This window comes from Streptomyces sp. Qhu_M48 (assembly GCF_051305195.1).
Taxonomy (GTDB): domain Bacteria; phylum Actinomycetota; class Actinomycetes; order Streptomycetales; family Streptomycetaceae; genus Streptomyces.
Genome location: NZ_CP195432.1, coordinates 4,802,217 through 4,824,831, shown reverse-complemented (window position 1 = coordinate 4,824,831; position 22,615 = coordinate 4,802,217). Strand labels below are relative to the sequence as shown.

At 72.8% G+C, this 22,615-nt stretch carries 18 protein-coding genes; 12 read left to right on the top strand and 6 right to left on the bottom strand.

The window, feature by feature from the left end:
- Window positions 1-26: 26 nt before the first annotated feature.
- The 7 genes from ACRRSS_RS21840 to ACRRSS_RS21810 all read left to right on the top strand — a co-directional run bounded on the left by ACRRSS_RS21840 (window position 27) and on the right by ACRRSS_RS21810 (window position 10,524).
- Window positions 27-1,472, top strand: coding sequence for a peptidoglycan DD-metalloendopeptidase family protein (locus tag ACRRSS_RS21840; protein ID WP_435975392.1), 1,446 nt, complete (start codon window positions 27-29; stop codon window positions 1,470-1,472).
- A gap of 29 nt (window positions 1,473-1,501) precedes the next feature.
- A complete protein-coding gene (locus tag ACRRSS_RS21835) occupies window positions 1,502-2,995 on the top strand; it encodes a hypothetical protein (protein ID WP_435972810.1) in 1,494 nt (497 codons plus the stop codon).
- A gap of 856 nt (window positions 2,996-3,851) precedes the next feature.
- Complete coding sequence (locus ACRRSS_RS21830; RefSeq protein WP_435972809.1) at window positions 3,852-5,090, top strand: hypothetical protein; 1,239 nt, start codon at window positions 3,852-3,854, stop codon at window positions 5,088-5,090.
- A gap of 168 nt (window positions 5,091-5,258) precedes the next feature.
- Window positions 5,259-6,056, top strand: coding sequence for a serine/threonine protein kinase (locus ACRRSS_RS21825; RefSeq protein ID WP_435972808.1), 798 nt, complete (start codon window positions 5,259-5,261; stop codon window positions 6,054-6,056).
- 5 nt (window positions 6,057-6,061) lie between these two features.
- On the top strand, window positions 6,062-7,522 hold the full coding sequence (locus ACRRSS_RS21820) for a serine/threonine-protein kinase (RefSeq protein ID WP_435972807.1): 1,461 nt from the start codon (window positions 6,062-6,064) through the stop codon (window positions 7,520-7,522).
- A 147-nt stretch (window positions 7,523-7,669) separates the two neighbouring features.
- A complete protein-coding gene (locus tag ACRRSS_RS21815; protein WP_435972806.1) occupies window positions 7,670-8,740 on the top strand; it encodes an AI-2E family transporter in 1,071 nt (356 codons plus the stop codon).
- Between the two features lie 134 nt (window positions 8,741-8,874).
- Window positions 8,875-10,524, top strand: a complete 1,650-nt coding sequence (locus ACRRSS_RS21810; RefSeq protein WP_435972805.1) for a glycosyl hydrolase family 8 — start codon at window positions 8,875-8,877, stop codon at window positions 10,522-10,524.
- Here ACRRSS_RS21810 and ACRRSS_RS21805 read toward each other — a convergent pair.
- From ACRRSS_RS21805 to ACRRSS_RS21795, 3 genes are all read right to left on the bottom strand, one after another.
- Window positions 10,501-12,204: an FAD-dependent monooxygenase gene (locus ACRRSS_RS21805; protein ID WP_435972804.1), complete on the bottom strand. Its 1,704-nt coding sequence runs from the start codon at window positions 12,202-12,204 to the stop codon at window positions 10,501-10,503. The genes ACRRSS_RS21810 and ACRRSS_RS21805 overlap by 24 nt on opposite strands.
- Before the next feature lie 270 nt (window positions 12,205-12,474).
- Entirely contained in the window at window positions 12,475-13,827 is a 1,353-nt protein-coding gene (locus ACRRSS_RS21800) for a carboxyl transferase domain-containing protein (protein ID WP_435972803.1), read from the bottom strand.
- A 134-nt stretch (window positions 13,828-13,961) separates the two neighbouring features.
- Window positions 13,962-14,420, bottom strand: coding sequence for a Crp/Fnr family transcriptional regulator (locus ACRRSS_RS21795; RefSeq protein ID WP_435972802.1), 459 nt, complete (start codon window positions 14,418-14,420; stop codon window positions 13,962-13,964).
- 385 nt (window positions 14,421-14,805) lie between these two features.
- On the opposite strand from ACRRSS_RS21795, the gene ACRRSS_RS21790 reads away from it, so the two are divergent.
- From ACRRSS_RS21790 to ACRRSS_RS21775, 4 genes are read left to right on the top strand one after another with little or no spacing between them, the layout of a single operon-like run.
- Window positions 14,806-15,570, top strand: coding sequence for an amino acid ABC transporter ATP-binding protein (locus ACRRSS_RS21790; protein ID WP_435972801.1), 765 nt, complete (start codon window positions 14,806-14,808; stop codon window positions 15,568-15,570).
- Between the two features lie 10 nt (window positions 15,571-15,580).
- Window positions 15,581-16,429, top strand: coding sequence for a glutamate ABC transporter substrate-binding protein (locus tag ACRRSS_RS21785; protein WP_435972800.1), 849 nt, complete (start codon window positions 15,581-15,583; stop codon window positions 16,427-16,429).
- Window positions 16,430-16,439: 10 nt separating this feature from the next.
- Window positions 16,440-17,105: an amino acid ABC transporter permease gene (locus tag ACRRSS_RS21780; RefSeq protein WP_435972799.1), complete on the top strand. Its 666-nt coding sequence runs from the start codon at window positions 16,440-16,442 to the stop codon at window positions 17,103-17,105.
- A complete protein-coding gene (locus ACRRSS_RS21775; RefSeq protein ID WP_435972798.1) occupies window positions 17,102-18,016 on the top strand; it encodes an amino acid ABC transporter permease in 915 nt (304 codons plus the stop codon). The genes ACRRSS_RS21780 and ACRRSS_RS21775 overlap by 4 nt, the downstream gene beginning before the upstream one ends.
- A 121-nt stretch (window positions 18,017-18,137) precedes the next feature.
- Here ACRRSS_RS21775 and ACRRSS_RS21770 read toward each other — a convergent pair whose 3' ends face one another.
- Together ACRRSS_RS21770 and ACRRSS_RS21765 are read right to left on the bottom strand one after the other, a co-directional pair.
- Window positions 18,138-18,893, bottom strand: coding sequence for an anti-sigma factor (locus ACRRSS_RS21770; protein ID WP_435972797.1), 756 nt, complete (start codon window positions 18,891-18,893; stop codon window positions 18,138-18,140).
- Window positions 18,890-19,474: a sigma-70 family RNA polymerase sigma factor gene (locus tag ACRRSS_RS21765; RefSeq protein WP_351900416.1), complete on the bottom strand. Its 585-nt coding sequence runs from the start codon at window positions 19,472-19,474 to the stop codon at window positions 18,890-18,892. The genes ACRRSS_RS21770 and ACRRSS_RS21765 overlap by 4 nt, the downstream gene beginning before the upstream one ends.
- Window positions 19,475-19,699: 225 nt before the next feature.
- On the opposite strand from ACRRSS_RS21765, the gene ACRRSS_RS21760 reads away from it, so the two are divergent.
- Window positions 19,700-20,329, top strand: a complete 630-nt coding sequence (locus ACRRSS_RS21760) for a fasciclin domain-containing protein (protein ID WP_435972796.1) — start codon at window positions 19,700-19,702, stop codon at window positions 20,327-20,329.
- Between the two features lie 12 nt (window positions 20,330-20,341).
- Here ACRRSS_RS21760 and ACRRSS_RS21755 read toward each other — a convergent pair whose 3' ends face one another.
- Entirely contained in the window at window positions 20,342-22,474 is a 2,133-nt protein-coding gene (locus ACRRSS_RS21755; RefSeq protein WP_435972795.1) for an MMPL family transporter, read from the bottom strand.
- Window positions 22,475-22,615: the final 141 nt, after the last annotated feature.

The following is a 22,615-nucleotide window of genomic DNA, read 5'->3' as shown; positions in this document are numbered from 1 at the left end:
GCGTGCTCGCCACCCTGCTGCCGGCCATGGCGGCGACGACCCCGGCCGTGGCCAGGGCCGCCACCTCCGCGGCGGCGTGCCCGACCACCGGAGTCGTCACCCAGCCCTACCGCCCCGGTCACAACGGCGTGGACATCGCCGACGACCTCGGTACCCCGATCTACGCCGTGGGCGACGGCCAGGTGACCATCTCCGGCTACAGCGGCGACTACGGCCAGTGGATCCGCGTCCAGCACGCCGACGGGAGGATCTCCGAGTACGGGCACATGTACCAGCGGGACGTCTCCGTCGGCGACCACGTCGTGGCCGGCCAGCGGATCGCCCTGATGGGATCCGAGGGCAACTCGACCGGCTCCCACCTCCACCTGAGGATCTGGGGCGACAGGTCGGCCTCGTACGGCATCGACCCGGAGCTCTACCTGGCCGAGGGCGGCATCACGCTGCCCTGCGTCCCGGGCGGCGGAGGTCAGCCCCCGAGGCCGCTGGTGTATCCGGCGGAGTCGGGGCGGGTGGTGTCGGCGCGGTCGGCGGACGGTCGTCTGGAGGTGTTCGCGGCGGCGGCCGATGGTGTGCATCATGCCTGGCAGACGCGGTCGAGCGGGAGCTGGTCGGCGTGGGAGAGGCTGGGTGGTCCGGGGAACGCGGAGCTGGCGATCGCGCCGAACGCGGATGGTCGTCTGGAGATGTTCGCGATCAGCGGCGGTACCTTCCTGCACCGCTATCAGCTTTCGCCTTCCGGCGCTTGGTCGGGGTGGGAGGCCTTCGGCGGTGGTGGTCGTGACATCGCGGCGGGGGTGAACGCCGACGGCCGGATCGAGGTCTACGCCTCGGGCCCGGTCGGGCTCTTCCACAGGTATCAGGTCGCCCCGAACGGCGGCTGGTCGGAGTGGGAGCCCACGGGCGGTGGTCCTGCCGACGCCCGCATCGAGATGGAGAAGGCGCCGGACGGTCGTCTTGAGGTGTTCGCGTTGAACGGCAGCACTTTCCAGCACCGGTATCAGACGGCTCCGAACGGTGGCTGGTCGTCGTGGGAGACCTTCGGCGGTGGCGGTCGCGATCTGACCGTGGACCACAATGCCGATGGGCGGCTTGAGGTCTTCGCCTCCGGTCCGGTCGGCGTGTTCCACAAGTACCAGACTGGTGCGGCGAGTTGGTCGGAGTGGGAGCCGACGGGTGGTCCGGTGAACGCGCAGCTCAGCAGTGAGCGTACGCCGGACGGGCGGGTCGAGGTCTTCGCGATGAACGGGGACACCGCGATGCACGCCTGGCAGACCGGCGCCAACGCGGCCTACACCGACTGGGCCGTGTTCGGCACCGGTGGCACGGAGGTCACGGCCACGACCAACGCGGACGGGCGGATCGAGGTCTTCGGCACGAGCCACGCCGGCACCTTCCACAAGTGGCAGACCGGCTTCTCGACCTGGTCCGAGTGGGGTTGGGTCGGCGACACCGCAGGACCCGTACTCGACTGATGCGGCCCCACACCCCAAGGAGGCAGTGGATGAACAGCGTTCAGCGCTCCACGCCGAGCCACCCCACACCGTCCCGGCGCGGCGCCCCGCACCGGATCGTCCTGTCCGTGCTGACGTCGCTGCTCATCGCCGGAGGCATGCTCGTCGGTGCCTCGCCCGCGTACGCCGCGCCGAGCGACCTGTGCGCGCAGACCGGCTACACGGCCGGCTTCCGGGGCGACGGTCTGGTGACCGCCGTCGCCGTCGCCCTCGCGGAGTCCAGCTGCAACCCGTCGGCGACCAACGTCCAGAACAACACGCCCCCCTCCAGGGACCGCGGTCTGTGGCAGATCAACGACTACTGGCACCCCGAGGTCGACGACGCCTGCGCCTACGACGCCCAGTGCAACGCGAACGCGGCGTTCGAGATCTCCTCCGGCGGTACGAACTGGCAGCCCTGGTCCACGTACAACCAGGGCCACCACTGGCGGCACATGGACGAGGCGCGGGCCGCCGTGGACCGCCTCGGCCACCACGAGCCGGGGCCCGGACCGCTGGTGTATCCGGCGGAGTCGGGGCGGGTGGTGTCGGCGCGGTCGGCGGACGGTCGTCTGGAGGTGTTCGCGGCGGCGGCCGATGGTGTGCATCATGCCTGGCAGACGCGGTCGAGCGGGAGCTGGTCGGCGTGGGAGAGGCTGGGTGGTCCGGGGAACGCGGAGCTGGCGATCGCGCCGAACGCGGATGGTCGTCTGGAGATGTTCGCGATCAGCGGCGGTACCTTCCTGCACCGCTATCAGCTTTCGCCTTCCGGCGCTTGGTCGGGGTGGGAGGCCTTCGGCGGTGGTGGTCGTGACATCGCGGCGGGGGTGAACGCCGACGGCCGGATCGAGGTCTACGCCTCGGGCCCGGTCGGGCTCTTCCACAGGTATCAGGTCGCCCCGAACGGCGGCTGGTCGGAGTGGGAGCCCACGGGCGGTGGTCCTGCCGACGCCCGCATCGAGATGGAGAAGGCGCCGGACGGTCGGCTTGAGGTGTTCGCGTTGAACGGCAGCACTTTCCAGCACCGGTATCAGACGGCTCCGAACGGGGGCTGGTCGTCGTGGGAGACCTTCGGCGGTGGCGGTCGCGATCTGACCGTGGACCACAATGCCGATGGGCGGCTTGAGGTCTTCGCCTCCGGTCCGGTCGGCGTGTTCCACAAGTACCAGACTGGTCAGGCCGGTTGGTCGGAGTGGGAGCCGACGGGTGGTCCGGTGAACGCGCAGCTCAGCAGTGAGCGTACGCCGGACGGGCGGGTCGAGGTCTTCGCGATGAACGGGGACACCGCGATGCACGCCTGGCAGACCGGCGCCAACGCGGCCTACACCGACTGGGCCGTGTTCGGCACCGGTGGCACGGAGGTCACCGCCACGACCAACGCGGACGGGCGGATCGAGGTCTTCGGCACCAGCCACGCCGGCACCTTCCACAAGTGGCAGACCGGCTTCTCGACCTGGTCCGAGTGGGGTTGGGTCGGCGACACCGCAGGACCCGTCCTCAATTGAACCGCCCGCGGTCCCCCTGGAGAGACGAGCATGCCGCCGATCAGCAGACGGAACCTGTTGCGGGGCGCCGCGGGGGCGGGCCCCCTCCCGCTCCTCGGCGCCGGCCATGCCGTCGCCGGGGCCGCCGCCCCCGACGCCGGGACCGCCCCCACCCCGGGGACGGTCCCGGCCACCGGGGCCGTCCCGCCCGCCTCCTGGATCGGCGCCGGGCCCTTCACCCCCGTGTACGACCCGTCCACCGCCACCCGGCGGCGCTATCTGAACGACCACACGCTGATCAGGGCCCTGGGCCGCTGGCACCTCTTCAGCATCGTCGGGAACTCCGCGCCGCCCGGTGAGTCCCCGGACAGTTCGGCGGAGGTCTCCTTCGCCCACGCCTCCGCGCCGACGCCGCACGGCCCGTGGACCACCCACGCCGACGCCCTCACCGTCGCGCCCTCCTACTTCGGTGAGGAACACCTGTGGGCCCCGCACGTCGTCGAGGCGTACGGGAAGTTCTGGATGTTCTACGCAGCCGGGGGCGCGAGCGGCGCCGCGATCAACCTCGCCACCTCGACCGATCTGCTCACCTGGACCCGGGAGCCGTCCGGCCCGCTGTTCCGGGGCCTCGCGGCGCGCGACCCGATGGTGATCCGCGCCGGCGGCACATGGGTCATGTACTACACCGAGCTCTCCGGTCCCGGCGGCCACCACGTCGTCGCCCGCCGACCTCGTCCACTGGAGCGCGCCGGGCGTCGCGTTCACGGACGCGAGCACCGACACGACCGTCTCCGTCACCGAGTCGCCGTACGTCGTCGAACGGGACGGCTGGTACTACCTGTTCATCGGGCCGCGCAACGGCTACGAGGGCACCGATGTGCTCGCCTCGCGCGACCCGTACCGCTTCGACCTGGCCGGCTACGCGGGCCACGTCGGCGGTCACGCCGTCGAGGTGTTCGCCGACGGGGACACCTGGTACGCGAGCGCCGCCGGATGGTTCCGGCAGGGGCTGTACGTCGCCCCCCTGGAGTGGCGGCCGACGCCCCCGCCGTGGCAGAGCCCGGACAACCCCGTCGCCGGTCTCGACGCCGACGGCCGCCTGACCGTCTTCGCGCTCGACGCCGGTGACCGCTCGATGCTGCGGCGCGTCCAGCTCGACCCGTACGCCGGCACCTGGTCGGCCTGGGAGACCTTCGGCGGTCCCGCCGGGGCGGTTCCCACCCTCGCCCGCGACACCGACGGTCGCCTGGAGGTCTTCTCGCTCGCCCCGGGCGGTGTCCACCTGCACCACCGGGTGCAGCGGCCGGACGGCGGCTGGTACGACTGGGAGGAGTTCGGCGGCCCGGCGGGCGCGGCCCCCGCCGTCGCCCGCGACGCCGCCGGCCGGCTAGAGGTCTTCGCGCCGAGCCCCGGCTGCGCCTCCGTCGCGCGGCGCCGCCAGGCGACCCCGGGATCACTGGACTGGGAACCGTGGGAGGCCGGATTCGGCGGACCCGTGGGCGCGCCGCCCGTCGTCGCGGCCAACGCCGACGGGCGTCTGGAGGTGTTCGCGCTCGCTCCCGGCGGCGCGGCACTCCACCACCGGTGGCAGACCTCGCCCAACGGCCCCTGGGCCACGTGGAGCCGGTTCGGCACCGCGGCCGGCTCCGCGCCCCGCGTGGCCGGGGACGGCAGCGGCAGGCTCGCGGTCGTCGCGATCGGCCCCTCGGGCATGGGGGCCTTCCACCGGCGGCAGTCCGTGCCCGGCGGAGGCTGGGACGCCTGGCAGTCGATGTTCGGCTGGACGGAGGCGGCGCCGATGCTCGCGCCCAGCGCGGACGGGCGTCTGGAGGCCTTCGCGCTGTCACCCGGGGGCGCGCGTCTGCGCCACCGCTGGCACGTGGCGCCCGGCGGCGGCTGGGATTCCGGGGACGAGTTCGGTGAACCCGGCGTCCTCCTCGCCGCCACGCCGACGGCCGCGGCCGACGCCACCGGACGGCTGCACGTCTTCGCCGTCACGGCCGACGGCCGGATCCGCACCCGCGTACAGGAGCGGCCCAGCGGCGGCTGGCGCCCGTGGACCGCCTTCGGCGACCGGCCGGTCGCCCCGCTCCGCTCGGGCCGCCCGACCCTCTGAACCCGGTCCGCGCGGCCACCTCGACCCGGGGCCGGACCGCCGGTCCCCCTCCCGCCGCCGCCCCCGGGCCGGTCATGGAAGTGGCCGATGCCATACGGTGAACCGCCGCGTACTACCGGTAGCGTTCTGCGTACATGACAGCTGTCGACGCGCGGGACAGGAGGAGAGGTGAGCGGCATAGTCGTGCATCTGCCGCAGGGGAGCGGCGGTACCGGCGACGGGGAGCCGTCCGGCGACGCGGTGACCCTCAGGCTCGGGCCGGGGGAGCGGGCGCGCTTCGGGCGGGGCTCGTCGAGGACACCGGTCGAACTCCGCCTGGCCGACGCGGCGATCTCCCGTCTCGCGGGCGAGATCCGTGTCACCGACGACCACTGGCAGTTGAGCAACCACAGCACGACCCACAGCTATCTCGTCGAGAACCCGGAGGGCGCCGGGGAGTACCTGCGGGTGCCGCCACGGCGGGCCGGCGCGCCCATCCCCTTCGAGTTCTCCCGGGTGGTGCTGCCCACCCGCCGTGACACCACGGTCTCCTTCCAGGTGTTCGCGCCCGACCACGTCTACCTGGACCCGTTCGGCACGGGCGGTTCGTGGGAGAGCCGTACGGTCACGGCGTACTCGCTCGACGAGACCGCCACGTACTTCCTGGTCCTCGCCGCGCTCTGCGAGCCCTGGTTACGGGACCAGTCGCCGGCCGCGGTGCCGACGACCCCGCAGGTCGTGGAGCGGCTCAGGGGGCACGCCTCCTGCGCCAGACTGACGGCCCGTGCGGTGAGCTCGCACATCGACTACCTCGCCGAGGAGAAGCTGAGGGTGGTCGGGGGAGCCGCGGCGTCGGAGGCCGGCCGCGATCGCCGGCACGGCAAACGCGAGGCCGTGGTGGGGCTCGCGCTGAGATTCGGGATCGTGCGGGAGGAGCATCTCGCGCTGTTGCCGCCCCGGGCCGAACCGGCCGCACGGGGACGGTAGAGGACGTGGTGCCGGTGCGGGGCCGGAGCACGTCGTGGGGGAGCGACCGGGCGGAACCGCTGCCTCCGGGCCACCGGTTGGGCCGCTGGGTGGTCTGCGAACCGATCGGGGCCGGTGGCTGGGCGACCGTCTACGCGGGTCACCCGGCGGAGGGCGGGCACGATCCGGCGGCCGGGACCGCCGAGGTCGCCCTCAAGGTCATGCCGACCGCCGGGCTAGCGCCCCGTCAGGCCCGCCGCGTGGCCGAAGCCGCCCGGCGCGAGGTCGAACTCGGCCGCGCGGCAGGGCATCCGAGGCTCGTACGGCTCCTCGACTCCCTGGTCCTCAGCTCACCGGAGCATCCGTTCCTGGACGGCGCGATCGTGCTGGTCATGGAGCGGGCCCGGTGCAGCCTCCGGGAGCTGCTCGACGCCGGGGTGACCGAGGCGGAGGGCGGCCGGATCGTGGCCGGCATCTGCGAGGGCCTCGCCCATCTGCACGCCTCCGGCTGGGTGCACGCCGACCTCAAGCCCGAGAACGTCCTGATCGGCGAGGACGGTTCGGTGAAGCTCTCGGACTTCGGCCTCGCCACCGAGGTGACCGGAACACACGGCTACGCGCCCCCGATGGGCACCCTGGACTACCTCCCGCCCGAACGGTGGCGGGCGCCGCTCGGAGAGCTCGGGGTCGAGATCCGGCCGAGTGCCGACATCTGGGCCCTGGGCATCGTGACCCATGAGGTGTTCGCCTCCGGTGCCTCGCCGTTCAACGGTGCCACCCCGATGGCCCGGGGCGCCGCCGTCCAGGAGTACGCGGAGGGGCGGGCCCCGCTGCGGATGGACCAGACGGTCCCGGAGTTCTGGCGGGCCCTCGCCGCCGACTGCCTCGCCCCCACCCACGCCGCCCGGGCCGCGCACACGGCCGAGAGCCTGCTCGCGCGGATCTCCGCCCACGAGGCCGGGCGGACGGAACCGGCTGCCGGGCTCCGTACCCCGCGCAGGGGGCGCCGGACCCGGGCCGCCCTCCTCGCCGTCACGGTGTGCGGGGCGGTGGGCGCCTCGATCTGGTCGTACACGGGCCGCGACGGGGGACCGGGGCGGGTGGAGGCCTCCGGTGAATCCCTCGTACGGGTAAGGGTGTTCAACGCCGAGCGGGGCTGTCAGGAGCGCGTGGACCGCGACCCGCAGTGCAGTCTCGGCCTGGCGATCGACCCCCGGAGGCCGTACACCGCCGAGAACGTCGTACCCACCCGGGTCTGGCACGGGGACGTCCTCGACGCCGAATGCGAGGTCCCCCGGGGACAGTCGATCATCGACGAGGAGGATCTGGAGTCCACGCGCTGGTTCCGAGTCCGTCTGCCGCGCGGGGAGGTGCGCGAGGGCACGGCGGCAGGCACGGGCCTGGACGCGCGGAGCTCGGCCTGGCTGCCCGCCGTCCGCACCAAGGACCGCCCGGTGCTCCCGCGCTGCGCGCACCCCGTCCCGTGAGGTGATCCGGGCGACGGGAGGGCGGGTGCGGCGACGGGCGACGGCGCGGGCCGCCCCGGACCCGGTCGGCCGAATGCCGCGCGCGTGTCGGGCGAATGTCGGGCCTCGGGTGTGGGCCCGCGCCTCCCCGGTGGTAGGTCGTACGCCATGCAGCCAGGCACACCGCCGACGGTGACCCCCTTCCTCCGCACGGCCGCCGCCTACGCGTGGCGGCTGCTGATCGTCGGCGTGCTCGTCTACAGCCTGTTCGCGGTGCTCGGGCGCTTCCACGAGATCGGTGTCGCCGTCTTCCTCGGACTGGTGATCACCGCGCTGCTGCGGCCCGTCGCCGACCTGGTCGCCCGGGGGCTGCCCCGGCCCGCGGCGGTCGCCCTCACCCTGCTCGGCAGCGTCGCGGTCGTCCTCGGCGTGCTCACCCTGGTCGGCGAGGCCGTGGCGGGGGAGCGGACGACCCTCGTGCGCGAGTTCCGGGACGGGATCGGCCGGATCGAGAACTGGCTGGAGCAGCCGCCGTTCCGGCTGGACCCGGGGGCGCTGACCGGCCTCCAGTCCAGGATCGGCGAGTTCCTCTCCAGCCACCGTTCGACGCTGGTCAGCGAGGCGGTGAGCGGCGCCGGCCATGTGGTGGCCGTCCTGACGACACTGGCCCTCGCGCTGTTCTGCGCGGTGTTCTTCATCCACTCGGGCGACCGGCAGTGGGGCTGGTTCCAGGAACAGCTGCCGCGCTCGGTGCGCGGCCGGGTGACGATCGGCGGCCGGGCGGCCTGGCGTACCTTCACCGGGTACACGCACGGGATCGTGCTGGTCGCGGCGGTGAACGCGATCCTGGTCGGGGTCGCGCTCTGGCTCCTCGGGGTTCCGCTGGCGGTACCGCTGGCCCTGCTGGAGTTCCTGGCCGCGTTCGTCCCGCTGATCGGCTCGCCGATCGCCCTCGCGGTCGCCGCCGTCGTGGCGCTCGCCTCGCAGGGACCGCTGGTGGCGGCGGTCGTCGTCGGTCTGATCGTGGTGATCGGCCAGATCGAGGGACACCTGCTGCACCCCCTCGTCATGAGCTGGGCCGTCCGGCTCCACCCCCTGGTGGTGGCGATCTCGGTCATCGCGGGTTCGATCGCCGCCGGCATCGTGGGCGCCGTGGTGGCCGTGCCCCTGGTCTCGGTGGTCTGGTCGGTCCACACGGCGCTCCGGGACGCCCGGCGGGCGGCGGCGCAGGTGAGCTGACGAGGCATCAAGCCATCTCCGGACGGGCCCGGTTGTCGTGCGGGGTCTTGCGCGGGAGGTCGGCTCTCTCTACTCTCCGGCTAATCGTTAGGAATATTTCCTAACGATTAGCCATGGAGGGAAAGGGAGTTGTCATGCGTAGACGAAGCGTCTCGCTGCTCGGGCTCGCCGGACTGCTGGCGGTACCCCTGACAGTGCTGCCGCAGGCACAGGCCGCGGACGGTCTGGTGTCCACCGGGAAAGCGGTGACGGCCTCCTCCACCGAGACCTCGGCCTTCGGGGCCGGTCTCGCGGTGGACGGGAACACGGCCACCCGCTGGGCGAGCCTCGAAGGGGTCGATCCGCAGTGGATCCGGATCGACCTCGGGGCCGTCCACACCATCTCCCGCGTCAAGCTCAACTGGGAGGACGCGTACGGGAAGACGTACAAGATACAGACCTCGGCCGACGGATCGACCTGGTCCGACGTCTACTCCACCACCGCGGGCAACGGCGCGACCGACGACCTGACGGTCTCCGGCAGCGGCCGCTACGTCCGGATGCACGGCACCGGCAGAGGCACGCCGTACGGCTACTCCCTCTGGGAGTTCGAGGTGTACGGCGCGCCCACCGGCGGCGGCGGGGGCGGCGGAACGGGGGCCGTCCCCTTCGGCAGCCACCTCAAGCCCTACGCCGCCGGCATCCTGAAGCCCTCGGGATCCCAGGCCACGAACGACCAGAAGGTCGTCGACTACTACAAGCGCTGGAAGTCCGCCTTCGTCCGGCAGAACTGCGGCAACGGCTGGTACCAGATCATCTCGCCCGACGCCGACCACCCGTACGTCGCCGAGGCGCAGGGCTACGGCATGGTCGTCACCGCCACCATGGCGGGCGCCGACCCCGACGCGAAGAAGATCTTCGACGGCCTCGTCAAGTGGAAGATCGACCACCCCTCCTCCATCAACCCGAACCTGCTCGCCGCCGAACAGGACACCGCCTGCAAGAGCGTCAACGGCGGTGACGGCGCCACCGACGGAGACATGGACGTGGCCTACGGCCTGCTCCTCGCCGACAAGCAGTGGGGCAGCACCGGCACCTACGACTACAAGGACCTCGCGCTCAAGCACATCGCCGCGATCAAGAAGGACGAGCTCAACCCGACGACCAAGCTCCTGAAGCTGGGCGACTGGACCAGCTCGGGCGACCAGTACTACTGGATCTCCCGCACCTCGGACTGGATGGTCGACCACTTCCGCGCCTTCCGCACCGCCTCCGGCGACACCACCTGGGACGCCGTGCGCACCGCCCACCAGACCCAGATCTCCCGGCTCCAGTCGACCTACGCCTCCGGCACCGGACTCCTCCCCGACTTCGTCGTCGACACCAACACCACGCCCAGGCCCGCCCCCGGGCAGGTCCTGGAGGACCCCAACGACGGCGCGTACTGGTGGAACGCCTGTCGCACCCCGTGGCGCATCGCCGACGACGCGGTGACCAGCGGTGACGCGACGTCGCTCGCCGCCGCCCGGAAGCTCAACAGCTGGATCAAGACCAAGACCGGCGGCGACCCGAACAAGATCGCCATCGGGTACAAGCTCAACGGCACCCAGATCTCGGCGGGCAGCGAGGCCGCCTACTTCGCCCCGTTCGCGGTGGCCGCGATGACCGACCCCGGCAGCCAGGCCTGGCTGGACGCCCTGTGGAACAAGATGCTGGCCACCCCGATCGACACCAGCAGCTACTTCTCCGCCAGCATCCAGCTCCAGGTCATGATCACCGCCTCAGGGAACCACTGGGTCCCGTAGCGGCACGGAGAGCGCCCCGAGACAGCCGGACAGGGCCGCCGCGGTGCCGTCGAGCGGGAACCGGGCGGCGAGTTGCCCGTCGGGGCGTACGACGAGACCGGTGGGGCCGTCGGGGAGGTAGAGCCGTGCGAACTCCCCGGCGGCGTCCCGGTACGCCGGGACGCCGAGAGAGGCGGGCGGAGCGTCCCCGGCCCCCGCGCCGTCCCGGGACAGAACGACGAGGACGGCGAGGGGGAGCGGGCCGGCGGCGGCTCGTGCGGCGTCCGCCGCCCGCCCCAGCTCGGAGGCGTCGGACCCGTACAGCAGGACCACGTGCCCCGGCCGGCCGCGCAGGACGTCGAGCAGCCGGAGCGGGTAGGCGGCGACGGGTGTGGTCAGCCCGGCGCAGTCCGGGGCACGGTCACCGGGTTGCGGCGCGCCGGGCGGGCCGTACGGGACGCCCGAGAGCGGACCGTCCCGGTAGCCGACCAGCAACTGGGCCTCACGGAGCAGCAGGGACCGCCGGTCGTCCGGGTCGTTCTCGAAGCCCTGGGTGGAGTGGCGGACGGTCCGGCCGACGACCTCCTCGCCCACCGGACGACGCTCGGCGTCATAGCTGCCGAGCAGCGCGGGCCCCGCCTCGCCGCGCACCACCAGACCGAGCTTCCAGCCCAGGTTGGCGGCGTCCTGGACACCGGTGTTCATGCCCTGCGCGCCGGTCGGCGGATGGATGTGGGCGGCGTCGCCGGCGACGAAGACCCGTCCCTCGCCGTAGCGGTCGACGATGCGGTGGCTGATCCGGAAGACCGAGGACCAGCGCAGGGCGGAGAGCCGGGCGGCGCGCGGGGCGAGGCGGTCGACGACGTCCTGGAGGTCGGGGAGTCCGGGGCCGTGCCCGCCGTCGAGGCCGTGGACGATCCCGTCCGGCGGGGCCGCGCGGTCGGCCCGCCGGCGATCGGCTCCGGCCGGTCCGGCCGGGTCGGGCGGCACCTTCATCGACATCCGGTAGCGGCCCGCCCCCGGCAACGGGACGCAGACGAGCACGTCGTCCGGGGAACCGTCGGCCGCGCGGTGCTCGCAGCGGAGCGCGTACCCGGGAGGCAGCTCCCAGTCGGATTCGGCCACGACATCGCCCAGCATGTACGTCTCCGGGAAGGCACCGCCCTCGAACGACAGGCCCAGCGTCTTGCGCACGACGCTGTGCGCGCCGTCGCAGCCGACCAGATAGCGGACCCGCAGCTCCTCCGCGGCGCCCGAGGCGGCGCGCAGGGCGGCGGTCACCCCGTCCGCGTCCTGTGTGAAGGAGACCAGTTCCGTGCCGCGTTCGACCGCCGTGCCGAACCCGGCGACGTACTCCTCCAGGAGCCGCTCGGTCTCGTACTGCGGCAGCGCGGCGAACCCGTACGGCACCTCCGGCGGCAGTTCCAGGTCGAGCCGCGCCGCCTCCGTGCCGTTGACGTAGGTCAGTTGGCCGCGCATCGGGACGGCGGCCTCCAGGACGGCCCGCGCCAGACCCATCCGGTCCCAGAGCTCCAGGGTGCGCGGCTGGATGCCGACCGCCTTGGCATACGGCAGACGCGCGGGCAGCCGGTCGACGATCCGGCAGCCCACCCTCTGACGGCGGAGCTCGGCCGCGGCACTCAGGCCGACCGGTCCCGCTCCCACGATCAGTACGTCGGTGGTGGTCCCGGTGTGCGCCACGGGTGCCTCCCAGTCCTCGCCGGTCTCCCGTCCGGTCCCGCACTCCATGGTCACCCGCCGCCGCCGGTTCGGCGAACGGTGCGGGACCGGGGAGGGTGCCCGGAGTTCCTCCCGGACATGAGCGACAGCCCCGCGCGTGGCCCGGGCGAGACCGGCGCCCGCCGTCCGCGCGGCACCACCGAGTGGCCGCTGGCCGGCATCTTCGCCCAGCGCGGCAAGAACCGGCCGAACCGAAGCCGGGGCCGGGAGCCGGTAGCCGGGTGCAGGCTCTCAGGACTGCGGTGCCGCCTCCACCACCCCGCGCGCGACGCCGAGTTCGACCAGGTCCCGCGGGCGCAGGCGCAGGTGGTCCGCTGTCGTGGCGGCCTCCTCCGGGGGGCGCTTCAGGATGGACGCGGCGGCCTCCGGGGCGATCACCGAGAAGTAACTGTCCGGCGTGGCCCAGAGGTTGCCGGGGGCGGCGAGGGCGAGCGCGCCGCCCGAGCCGCCCTCGCCGACGAGGAGGGAGGCGAGCGGGACGCGCGCGGACGCGACGGCGGCGAACAGGTCGGCGATCGCCGGGCCCGCCCCGGCGCGTTCCGCCTCGGGGTCGTTGGCCGCTCCCGGCGTGTCGATGAGGGTGAGGACGGGGATGCCGAGCCGGTCGGCGAGGCGGACCAGGCGCGCGGCCGTACGGAAGCCGGCCGGGCGGGTCGCGGTCCCGCACTGCGCGGCGTAGGCGACCGTACGGCCGTCGGGGAGTCTGCCGAAGCCGCACCGCATGCCCGGGTCGACGCCCCCGGCGCGGTCGCCGGAGATCTCCTCGCGGGCGGTGAAGTGCGCGTCGAGGTAGGCGGCGGCCCGGGGGCGCTCCGGATGCCGGGCCCGTGCCACGGCCTCCCAGCCGCTCGCGGCGGGCGGCGCGTCCGGGGCGCCGAGCGCGCGCGGCGGGGTCACCGGGCCCTCGGCGGGGCGGGTGAGCAGGGCGAGCCAGCGCCCGAGCGTGTCGCGGAGCGCGTCGGGTTCCACGATCGCGTCGACGTGGCCGTGGGCGAGCTGCGCCTCCGCGGTGTACGCGGCGGGGTCCGCGTCCGGCGGGCGGACGCGGGAACCGGCGAAGGCGACCTGCGCGCCGGGCAGGGCGAGGGCGACGTCCGATCCCGCTCCCAGGGTGGCCCAGCCGCCACCCGTCGTCGGGTCCCGTAGGACGGCGATCTGCGGCAGCCCGGCGGCCCTGGTACGGGCCGACTCGCCCGCCAGGTGCTGCAGTTGGAGCAGGGCCCGCATGCCCTCGTGCATCCGGCTGCCTCCGGTGGCCGGCAGGACGACCACGGGCAGCCGCCGGGCGCGGGCCAGCGCGTGGGCGGCGGCGGCACGCGCTCCCGTCCGCTCCCCGAGCGAACCGCCGAGGAAACGGAACTCGAAGGAGACGAGGACCGCCTCGACCCCTCCGATCGTGCCCGTACCGCAGACCACCGACTCGGTCTCGCCGGTGCGGTCGGAGGCGCGCGCGTGCGCGGCGGAGTACCCGGGCCAGTCGATCGGCCCGTCACCCTTCAACGGCCCCTCGGTGAAGGGGCTTTCGGTGAAGTCGTCGCCGGTGACGAGGGCGATCGCCTCACGTGCCGTCGTCGGGTCGCTCATCGGTGGCCTCGCCGCTCGTCGCCGGAGGGTGGGGGAGGTGCGGCCGGGGACGGGCGTACCCGGGTCGTACGCCTCCCACCGTACCGTTCGGCCGCGCGCCGTCCTCCGTGGCCTGCGTCACCCCGCGCCCTGGCTCACGCCAGGATGCCGCTCCCGTGCGGGGCGTACAGGTCCAGGAGGCGGACCCGGGTCACATGGAGGCGGTGGGCCAGGATCGCACCCACCCAGAACATGACCGACGCCCCGAACTCCGCGTCCCCGCGGCACATCGAGCGGACGGCCGGGGCGTCGAACTCGTGCGCCCGCACCGGCGTCATCGCCTCGGCGCCCGACTGGCACAGATACGGCGGGAACAGCCACGACAGCCCGACCAGCTCCCCGTGGCGCAGGGTCTCGATCACCGGCGCCCCCCGGCCCGGAACCTTCGCGTCGAGCGTCACCGCGCCCGTCTTCACGATCCAGAACCGGTCGGCGTACTGCTGTTCCTCGAACAGCCGGTGACCGGACTCGAAGTGCACGTCCTCGGCGAAGGCCATCAGGCGCTCCCGGTGCTCCTGAGGCAACGTGCTGACCTTGGGTGCGGCACTGCTCATGGCGGACCCTCCTCGCACACTCGGCTCCCACCCCCAGTGTCCGTCAGGGTGCCCCGGCGCGCGTCCGCTCCGGCGGACATGCGGTACGGCCACCCTCCCGCAGCGTGACGCACGGCGCGGGCCCCCTCCCGAAGCGTGACGCACGGCGCGGCCACCCTCCCGCAGCGTGACGCACGGCGCGGCCCCCTCCCGAAGCGTGACGCCGGGGTCACGGGGCGGAAGCAGGGGCGGGTTCCGTCCCCGCACGGAGGCGGGCGACCTGCCGAACGTGACCCGGACTCGTCTCTCACCCTCCGTGTCCACCCCTCCGGAGTGCGGGGGCCCGATGGAGGGCGGAGCATGAACGTGAGGAGGGGCAGACGGGGGCGTGAGCCAGGAGGGTGCCATGCCCGTCCCGGAAGGCGCGGACGGCGGCGACGCGCTCGTCGTGCTGCGGGGCGTCGACAAGCACTTCGGCACCCTGCACGTCCTCCACTCGATCGACCTCACGATCCACCGCGGCGAGGTCGTCGTCGTCATCGGGCCCTCCGGCTCGGGGAAGTCGACGCTCTGCCGCGCGATCAACCGTCTGGAGACCATCGACAAGGGCGAGATCGTCGTCGACGGGCGCCCCCTGCCGGCCGAGGGACGCGAACTCGCGGCCCTGCGGGCCGACGTCGGCATGGTCTTCCAGTCGTTCAACCTCTTCGCGCACAAGACGGTGCTCGGCAACGTCACCCTGGGCCGGATCAAGGTCCGCAAGAAGGACCGGAAGGAGGCCGAGGAGCGCGCCCGCGCCCTCCTCGACCGGGTCGGTGTCGCCGAGCAGGCGGAGAAGTACCCGGCCCAGCTCTCCGGCGGCCAGCAGCAGCGCGTGGCGATCGCCCGCGCCCTCGCCATGGATCCGAAGGTGATGCTCTTCGACGAACCGACCTCCGCGCTCGACCCCGAGATGATCAACGAGGTCCTTGAGGTCATGCAGCAGCTCGCCCGGGACGGCATGACGATGGTCGTCGTCACCCACGAGATGGGCTTCGCCCGATCCGCCGCCAACCGCGTCGTCTTCATGGCCGACGGCCGGATCGTCGAGGAGACGACACCGGACGAGTTCTTCAACAACCCGCGCAGCGACCGTGCCCGGGACTTCCTCTCCAAGATCCTCCATCACTGAGGTGATCCTCATGAACCCGACCAGGACCGGCAGGGCCTCCGTGGCGATCGCCGCGGCCGTCGTCCTCTCCTTCACCTCCACCGGATTCGCGAACGGCGCCACCGGCGCGGTGCCACGCGACCACGGCGGCGACGAGATCACCGTCGGCATCAAGTTCGACCAGCCCGGGATCGGCCTGAAGACCCCCGACGGCACCTACACGGGCTTCGACGTCGACGTGGCCACGTACGTCGCCAAGCAGCTCGGCCACGAGCCGTCCGACATCGTGTGGAAGGAGGCCAAGAGCGCCGACCGGGAGACGCTGCTCCAGCGCGGTGACGTGGACTTCATCGCGGCCTCGTACTCGATCAACGACGAACGGGCCGAGAAGGTCGACTTCGCGGGCCCCTACCTCCTGGCCCACCAGGACGTCCTGATCCGCGCCGACGACGACTCCATCAAGCAGCCGTCGGACCTGAACAACAAGCGGCTCTGCTCGGTCACCGGCTCGACGTCCGCGCAGAACGTGAAGGACGACATCGCCCCCGACGCCCAACTCCAGGAGTACGGCGGTTACTCCGAGTGCCTGACCGGACTCGAGAACGGTGTCATCGACGCCGTCACCACCGACGACTCGATCCTCGCCGGGTACGCCGCGCAGAGCCAGTTCAAGGACAAGTTCAAGCTCGGCGGCTTCAAGATGAGCAACGAGAACTACGGCATCGGCGTCCAGAAGGGCAGCGACCTCAAGGCCAAGATCAACACCGCCCTGGAGAAGATGGTCGCCGACGGCTCCTGGGACGCGGCGGTCGAGAAGAACTTCGGCCCCGCCGGTTACCAGAACGAGCCCGCGCCGAAGATCGGCGTCATCGTGGACTGAGCGGCCCGCCGTGTTCGACTTCCTCCAGGGGTACGACCTGCTCGGAGCCTTCTGGGTGACGGTGCAGCTCACCGTCTACTCCGCGATCGGCTCCCTCGTCTGGGGGACGCTGCTGGCCGCGATGCGTGTCAGCCCCGTCCCCCTCATGCGGGGCTTCGGCACCGTCTACGTCAACATCGTCCGCAACATCCCGCTCACCGTCATCATCGTCTTCACCTCGCTCGGTCTCTTCCAGACCCTCGGCGTCAGCCTGGGCGCCGACCGGTTCACCACGATCAACTTCCGGCTCGCCGTCCTCGGACTCACCGCCTACACCAGCGCCTTCGTCTGCGAGGCGGTCCGCTCCGGCATCAACACGGTCCCCCTCGGCCAGGTCGAGGCCGCCCGCGCCATCGGGCTCGGCTTCCCTCAGGTCCTTCGGATCGTCGTGCTCCCGCAGGCCTTCCGTTCCGTCGTCGGACCCCTCGCCAACGTCCTCATCGCCCTCACCAAGAACACCACCGTGGCCGCCGCCATCGGCGTCGCCGAAGCGGCCCTGCTGATGCGCGAGATGATCGAGAACGAGGCCCAGCTCATCCTGATCTCCGCGATCTTCGCCGCCGGCTTCATCTGCCTCACCCTGCCCACCGGGCTCTTCCTCGGCTGGGTGGCCAAGAAGGTGGCGGTGAAACGGTGAAGACCAGACCCACCGTCCTCTACGACGTGCCCGGCCCGCGCGCCCGGCGGCGCAACCTCCTGTGGACCCTGCTGTTCCTGATCGCGCTCGCCTCCGTGGTGTGGTGGGTGCTGGTGAGCCTCGCCGACCAGGACCAGCTCGAATGGTCCAAGTGGGCCCCCTTCTTCACGGACGCCCGGGTCTGGGAGACGTACATCCTCCCCGCCCTCAAGAACACCGTGATCGCCGCCGGACTCGCCATGGTGCTCGCCCTGCCCCTGGGCGCGCTCCTCGGCATCTCCCGCCTCTCCGACCACCGGGCCGTGCGGGGAGCGGCGGGCACCGTCGTCGAGTTCTTCCGGGCCATCCCCGTCCTGATCCTCATGCTCTTCGCCAACGCGGCCCTCTCCGAGTTCACCGACATCAGCCCGGACACCCGCCCGCTGTACGCCGTCGTCACCGGCCTCGTCCTCTACAACGCGTCCGTACTCGCCGAGGTCGTCCGCGCCGGCATCCTCGCGCTGCCCACCGGCCAGACCGACGCGGCGAAGGCCGTCGGCATGCGCAAGGGGCAGACCATGACGTACGTGCTCCTCCCGCAGTCGGTCACGGCCATGCTGCCCGCCCTCGTCAGCCAGCTCGTCGTCATCGTGAAGGACACCGCGCTGGGCGGCGCGATGCTCGGCTTCTCCGAACTCCTCGCCTCCGTCCGCCCGCTGAGCGCCAACTACGGGGCCAACACGATCGCCTGCTTCACCGTCGTCGCCGTGATCTTCGTCGTCCTCAACTTCGCGCTCACCACCTTCGCCTCCTGGCTCGAAGGCCGGCTGCGGCGCGGCAAGAAGTCCACGGGCGCGGTCGTCGGAGCGGGGGCCGTCGAGGAACTGGCCACGCCCGGCGAGCACATGGGCCCGGCCGACGGGACCAGATGACCTCGGACGGCCCGTGCACGGGTTCGTCCGGGCCTACTCACGCGCGCGCACGTGCGGGGCCCCGCACGTGCGTCCCGAGGTGCCACTCACGGGCGGGCCCCGGCCGCCCGCGCGTGGTGTGTCAGACGGCAGGGAAGGCCAGCACCGCCACCGGGTCCGAGGTCGGTCGCGGTGAGCCGCCGGCCGGTTCGACGGTGACCCCCATCCCCGAGGCCCCGTCCACGGGTCCCTGGAGGAGGGTCGCCTCGGCGGTGGCCCCCGGGTCCATGAGCCCGGCGGGGCGCATGGTGCCCTTGTCGTCGTACCAGAGCTGGTACACCTTGCCGGCCGGCGGAGGCGCCATGCCGGACGCCGCGAACACCGCCCGGTCCAGCGAGGCCGAGACGACGACCGTGCCCACCGCGCCGCCGTCGAGCCGGCTGGTGGAGACCCGGGCGTCCGGGGCGGCCAGGACCACGGCGACGGCGTCGTTCGCCGCCCGCGCCCGGTCCGTCTCCTGCCGGGCCTCCCCGGCCAGCTCGTACTGCCAGGCCGCGACCCCGCCGAGCCCGACGGCCCCGGCCAGGCACGCCGCGAGCGCCCAGTGCGACCACCGCCGGAGGCCGCGCCGCCCGCGCGGGGCCCGCACCGGACTCGTGGTCGGCGGCGGCTCCTGGCGTACGGTCGCGATCCGCTCCATCACCCCGGCCCGCAGCGTGGCGGTCGGCGCCGTCGCGACGGCGAGTCCGAGCCGGGCCACGGTCTCGGAGAACTCCTCGACCTCCAGGGCGCAGGAGGCGCACCCGGCCAGGTGCAGCCTTACGGCCCCGCGCTCCTCGGGGTCCAGGGCGTCGAGCGCGTACGCGCCGGTCAGCGTGTGCGGGTCCACGGTGTTCACGCGCCCACCCCCAGGCAGTCCCTGAGCCGGATGAGCCCGTCGCGCATCCGCGCCTTGACGGTGCCCAGCGGCGCCGCCAGCAGTTCCGCGACCTCCCGGTAGCTGAGGCCGCGGTAGTACGCCAGCGTCACCGACTGACGCTGCAACTCGGTGAGGCCGCGCAGACAGCGCCGTACCTGCTCGCGCTCCAGACGGCTCTCCACCTGCTCCACGACCTCGTCGTAGGCCGGCGTGTGGTCCAGGAGAGCCACCCGCTTCTCACGGTCCGACGCCGCCTGCTCGGAGCGCACCCGGTCGACGGCCCTGCGGTGCGCGAGGGTCAGGACCCAGGTCATCACCGATCCGCGCGCGGGCTGGTAGCGGGCAGCGGTGCGCCACACCTCGACCAGCACCTCCTGGGCGACCTCCTCCGACTGGGCGGGGTCTCGCAGCACGGTCCGCACGAGGCCGAGCACCGGCCCGGAGACGGCCTCGAAGACGCCCGTGAAGGCCTGCTGGTCACCGAGGGCCACCCGGCCCATCAGTTCGGGCAGGTCCGGAGCCGTGGACCGGGCCCTGCCGATCCGTACGTTCTCTGTCACCGGGGAGATCCTCCAGAAAGCACTCGGTTATGTGGAGGGATTCGGAGCCCTCGGCCTGTCGGACGGGTCGGTGTTCGCACTCTTTCTCACAGCTCCGTGCCACCGAGGGGCGGCGGCGGGACCTCCTCACTCCTTCGGGCGACAGAACCATCCGGACGCGGGCCCGCGCCGAATAGGGGGCGTGGGACTCACCGGCCGGTGAGTCCCGAAGCCCCAGGAGCGATCATGAACAGCCAGACCTTCCGCCGTGCCACCGTCGCCGTGACCGCCGCCGTCCTGCTGCCGCTGGGCCTCACCGCCTGTTCGGCCGAGGCGAGCGGCGACGGAGCGGCGGCCCCCGCGGCTCCGTCGCAGTCGGCCACGGCCACGGCCGCGAAGGCCGACGGCCCCTTCGGCCCCGGGTGCGCCTCGGTGCCGACGGAGGGCGCCGGGTCCTTCGACGGCATGGCGAAGGACCCGGTGGCCACGGCCGCCTCGAACAACCCCGAACTGTCCACGCTGGTCGCGGCCGTCAAGCAGGCCGGTCTGGTCGACACGCTGAACACCGCGGAGAACATCACGGTCTTCGCGCCGACCAACGCGGCCTTCGCCAAGATCCCGAAGGCCGACCTGGACAAGGTCCTCGCGGACAAGCCGATGCTGACCGACATCCTCACCTACCACGTCGTCGGCAAGGAGCTGACCCCGAAGCAGCTGGAGAACGGCTCCTTCGAGACCCTCCAGAAGGGCACGCTGACCACCAAGGGCTCCGGCGAGTCCTACACGGTGAACGACTCCGCGAAGGTGGTCTGCGGCAACGTCCCCACCGCCAACGCGACGGTCTACATCATCGACACGGTGCTGATGCCCAAGTAACGGTGCCGACGCCTACGGAGCGGAGGCCTTCTCCGGAGGAGCACCACCACCCTCGGGCCCCGTCGTACGCCGGCTGAGTTCACCCGGCCACCACGCGACGGGGCCGAGGTCGCGCACGAGGGCGGGGACGAGGAGCGAGCGGACCACCAGGGTGTCCAGGAGCACGCCGAAGGCGACGATGAAGGCGATCTGCACCAGGAAGGCGAGCGGGATGACGCCCAGGGCCGCGAAGGTGGCGGCGAGGACGACACCGGCGGAGGTGATGACACCGCCGGTGGCGGTCAGCCCGCGCAGGACGCCCTCCCGGACGCCGTGCCGCAGCGACTCCTCCCGGACCCGGGACATCAGGAAGATGTTGTAGTCCACGCCGAGCGCCACCAGGAACACGAACCCGTAGAGCGGCACCGAGGAGTCCGTACCGGTGAATCCGAAGACGTGCTGGAAGACCAGGGCCGAGACCCCGAGGGTGGCGACGAAGTTCAGGGCCACCGTGGCGACGAGCAGCACCGGCATCAGGAGCGAGCGCAGCAGGCCGACGAGGATGGTCAGGATGACGGCGAGCACCACCGGGACGATCAGCATCCGGTCGCGCTCGGCGGTCCGCTGGGTGTCGTACCGCTGTGCCGTGTATCCGCCGACCAGGGCCTCCGCCCCCGGCACCGCGTGCACGGACGCGCGGAGCCGGGCGACGGCCTCCCCGGCCGCGTCGCTGTCCGCCGCGTCGGTCAGGGTGACGTCGATCCGGACCCGTCCGTCGACGACGAGCGGCGCACCGGCCCCGGGCCGGCCGGAGGCGGTGACCGCGTCGGCCGAGGCCACTCCCTCGACGTCCTCGGCCGCCGCCTTCACCCGGACGAGCGCGTCCGCGTCGGCGATCACGATCGCCGGGTTGCCCGCTCCGCCGGGGAAGTGCCGGCCGAGCGTCTCCTGCGCGGCCACGGACGGAGCGTCGTTCACGAAGATCTCGTCGAGCGGGACCCCCTTGGAGTCGAGCATGGGGGCGAAGGCCGCGCAGGCGAGGAGGCCGGCGAGCGTCGCCGCCCAGACCTTGCGCGGAGCCCGGTCCACCAGGGCGGCCACCCGCCGCCAGATCCCGGTGCCGCCGCTCTCGGAGTCGGACGGGCGCGGCCGGGCGGGCCAGTACGCGGCACGTCCGAGCAGGACCAGGACGGCCGGCAGGAAGGTCAGGGCGCTCAGCACGGCGCAGACGATGCCGATGGCGCCCACCGGACCGAGGGCCCGGTTGTTCGTCAGATCGCTGAACAGGAGCGCGAGCAGGCCGAGCGCGACGGTGGCCGCGCTGGCCGTGATCGGCCCGGCCGACTGGCGCAGCGCCGCGCGCATGGCCGGGAAGCGGTCCCCCTCGTGACGGGCGAGTTCCTCGCGGTAGCGGGCGGCGAGGAGCAGGGCGTAGTCGGTGGCGGCGCCGATGACCAGGATCGACAGGATGCCCTGCACCTGGCCGTCGACGCGGACGATGTCGTGGTCGGCGAGCACGTACACGACGGCGCAGGCCAGGGCGAGCGAGAACACCGCGCCGACGATGATGACCAGGGGCAGCAGCACGCTGCGGTACACGAGCAGCAGGATGAGCAGCACCGTCACCAGGGCGACCGCGAGCAGCAGTCCGTCGATGCCGGCGAAGGCGTCCGACAGGTCGGCCTGGGTGGCGGCGGGACCCGCCAGCCACACGGTGGTGCCGGGCACGGAGGAGGCGGCGCGGTCGATCGCTCCGAGCGTGGGCGCCAGCTCCTCGCCGAGGTCGGGGCGGAGCTGGACGACTCCGCGCAGCGCCTCGCCGTCCTCGGAGGGGAGGGCGGGGGACGGGGCGCCGACGACCCCGGGCTTGCCGGTGAGGGTGGCCAGCGCGCGCGTGGCGGCGGAGCGCGTCTCCGGGTCGATCCGCCCGCCGCCGGGCGAGGTCCAGACGACGAGCGCGGGGAGGGTCTCCTGCTGGCGGAAGTCCCGCTGGGCCTCGATCACCCGGGTGGACTCGGCGCTGCGGGGCAGGAAGGCGGCCTGGTCGTTGGTGGCCACCTCGCCGAGCTTTCCGGCGTACGGGCCGAGGCCGCCGCCGACGGCGAGCCAGACGACGAGCAGGACGAGGGGCAGGAGACGGACTGCCCTTCGTGTGGGGCGGGACATGCGGACTCCAGGGACGAGGGGACGAGGTCTCGACAGTTATCTCAATGAAAAAGAATCTCAATGATTGAGAGAGATTGAAGCACGGCTGGGAACCTCGGCGGGGCGGGGGGTGGGAACGGGGCGGAGGAGGCGGACCGGTCT